Source organism: Microbacterium resistens NBRC 103078, assembly GCF_001552355.1.
Classification (GTDB): Bacteria; Actinomycetota; Actinomycetes; order Actinomycetales; family Microbacteriaceae; genus Microbacterium; species Microbacterium resistens.
This window is the reverse complement of record NZ_BCRA01000100.1, coordinates 1-2,570: the sequence shown is the minus strand read 5'-3', so window position 1 is coordinate 2,570 and position 2,570 is coordinate 1. Positions and strand designations below refer to the sequence as shown.

General features: G+C 75.3%; 4 protein-coding genes. All 4 read right to left on the bottom strand.

The genetic code is table 11. From position 1 onward, the window contains the following. Nucleotides 1–508, bottom strand: a 508-nt coding sequence (locus tag MR1_RS15115; RefSeq protein ID WP_217996235.1) for a hypothetical protein, incomplete at its 3' end; no start/stop codon positions are given. Beyond that, a complete protein-coding gene (locus MR1_RS15110; RefSeq protein ID WP_157518271.1) occupies nucleotides 505–1,818 on the bottom strand; it encodes a hypothetical protein in 1,314 nt (437 codons plus the stop codon). The genes MR1_RS15110 and MR1_RS15115, both read right to left, overlap by 4 nt. A gap of 55 nt (nucleotides 1,819–1,873) precedes the next feature. Further along, nucleotides 1,874–2,056 (bottom strand): PspC domain-containing protein, encoded by a 183-nt coding sequence (locus MR1_RS15105; RefSeq protein WP_067248683.1) that lies wholly within the window; start codon nucleotides 2,054–2,056, stop codon nucleotides 1,874–1,876. Nucleotides 2,057–2,125: 69 nt separating this feature from the next. Continuing rightward, on the bottom strand, nucleotides 2,126–2,570 hold a 445-nt coding region (locus tag MR1_RS15100), incomplete at its 5' end, for an AAA family ATPase (protein WP_157518269.1).

Genomic DNA, 2,570 nt, shown 5'->3' with positions numbered 1-2,570 from the left:
GGGCGGCGGCGAGGGCGGCCAGGGCGGCGCGGCCGTCCGCGAGAGCGCGGACGACCGCGTCCTCGTCGTCCAGCAGATGCTCCAGGCCCGCGGTGAGCAGGATCCGTTCGGCGTCGATGAGGCCGGCGGAGAGGGGCGGCAACGCGAGGCCCGCCGGCCACCAGGAGCGCGCCCAGGACAGGTGCGCCCAGCGTCGGAGCTCGGCGCGCAGCGGCCCCTCATCGGCGGGGAGCGTGCGGGGGGAGTCCGCCGGCGCGACGGAGCGCACGGCCTCGGCGACCTCGTCCCCGTAGACGTCGGCGAGCCATTCCTGCGCGATCCCCGGGTGGAGCACGAGCGCGGTCGGGGTCGCCGACCCGTCGATGCGCCAGCGCAGCAGTGCGCCGCGCCCTTCGACGAGGGCGGTCGCCGACGGGGGCGCGGGCGGGAGGACGGACCCGTCCGCCCCGTCCTCGTGGGCGGAGATCCGGATGCCGCCGTCCTCGGTCGGCGTCAGCAGAAGAGTCATGCGGCTCCCGGGAGGTCCCGGCCGAGCGCGGCCTTCACGCGGTGGCGCTGGTCCATGATCACCGAGCGCAGCACGCCGTCCAGCAGGTCCCAGACCTCGTCGGCGGCGGGTGGGCGCCCCCGCAGCTCCCGCCCGTGGACGCGGACCCAGAGCCGCCGCAGATACGCGCGGCGGGCGTCGCGCACGTCGTCGCGGAGGGACTCCGGCACACCGCTGGCATCCCCGGGGAGCCGCAGCACGCGGCGCACGTACGCCTCCCGCGACCAGCGTCCGTGCAGAAGACGGACGCCGCGCGCCGGGCGCGGGGAGGCGGAGGGGCCCAGCGCCTGTCCGGACTCGCGTCCGAGCATCATGACGACCCTGCTGCGCTCGTCGGCGAGCTGCCAGGGCGCCGCCGAGCGCGCGATCTCGTCGGCGAGCAGGTCTGCCGCGTCGCTCAGGAGCTCATGCGGGGATCCGGACGACAGCGCGGCGAAGAGCCGCTCGAAGACCGAGCGGTCGAAGGGGAGCGGCAGATCGCGTTTCGTCGCGGTGCCGCCGATCCGGGGCACGGGGATCGTCTCGTGGGCGGTCAAGCCGAGATCGCGCACCGCGCCCGGGTCGGCGTGGCCCGCGGCCGAGGCCGTGCCGGAGGCGGTGGCGACGAGCGCGGTGAACGAGGCGTCGGCGTCGTCCGGGTCCTCCACGCAGACATCGAGGAACCGCTGCGCCAGGGCGTCGGCGTCCGGCGTGGGGGAGGGCAGGGGCGCGGTGGCCGCCCAGGCGTCGGCGAGCGCCGCGTCGAGGACCGCACGCTCGGCGTCGTCCTCGAGCAGCGCGCGGATGCGCGTCAGCAGCGAACCGCCCGTCTCCTGCTGCACCTCGGCGACGGTGCTCGCGGCGATCGCGGCCGCGTCCGGACCGGGCATCCCCGTCGATCGGGCCAGCTCGAAACAGCGCTGGAAGTAGAGGTCCTGCGGGTTGCCCTCGGTCACGCCGAGCGCCCGCCGGGCGCGCTTGAGCTCGGGGAACCAGGCGGCCGTCGCGGCGAGATCGTCCCGCGCGCCGTGAATGCGTGCGGTCAGCTCCGACGCTGCCGTCGGATCCAGGGCGGATCCGGCGAGGTGCGGGTTCTGCACGGGCCGGATCACCAGCGGGTCGAGGATGAGCTTCACGGTGCGCGCGAGCGGCCGGCCGGCGGGGTTGCTCAGGGCCTCCACGTCCGCGCCGAGGGCTGCCCAGGCCTCCGTGATCACCGTCGTGCGGGCGCGTCGTCCCGTCCCGGACCCGGCGACGGGGTCTGCGGCCGCGGGCGGTGAGGAAGTGCGCACGGTCCCACCCTAGCCATGACGCCCGGGGCGGGACCGAAGCCGTGATCGAGAGGGATCAGCGCTCGGCCGGGATGAGGATCCACAGCACGATGTACACCCAGAGGGGCAGCCCGGCGAACACCATGGCGAGCACGGTGAGGATGCGCACGACGGTGGGGGACCACCCGAAGCGGGTCGCGACGGCGGCGCACACGCCCGCGAGGACGCGGCCGCGGCGGGGGCGGATGAGATCGTTCATGCTCTCATCCTCCCGCCGCGACCGCGCCGCGTCACGGGGGCTGGCCCGACTCTTCGAGGAGAGCTGGCCTTACCCCGCCGGGCGGGCGTCCCGGACGAGGAACCCGTCCTGGGGATCCAGCTCCAGGCGCAGATCCAGCTCCAGCCGATCGAGGAACACGTCGTCGTGGCTGACGACGAGCACCGCGCCGCGGTAGGCCCGCAGCGCCTCCACCACCTGGTCGACCGTGTCCAGGTCGAGGTTGTTGGTGGGCTCGTCGAGCACGACGAGATGCGGTGCCGGGTCGGCCAGCAGGACCGTCGCGAGGGCGACCCGGAACCGCTCGCCCCCGGAGAGGCTGGCGACCGGTCGGTCGACCGCTCCGCCGCGGATGAGGAACCGCGCCAGTCGGTTGCGCAGTTCCTTCTCCGGGATCTCCGGGGCCCGCGCGGCCACGTTGGCGAGGACCGACGCGTGCTCGTCGAGCCCGTCGATCCGCTGCGGCAGGTACCCGATCCGGTCCGTGTGCGCCTCC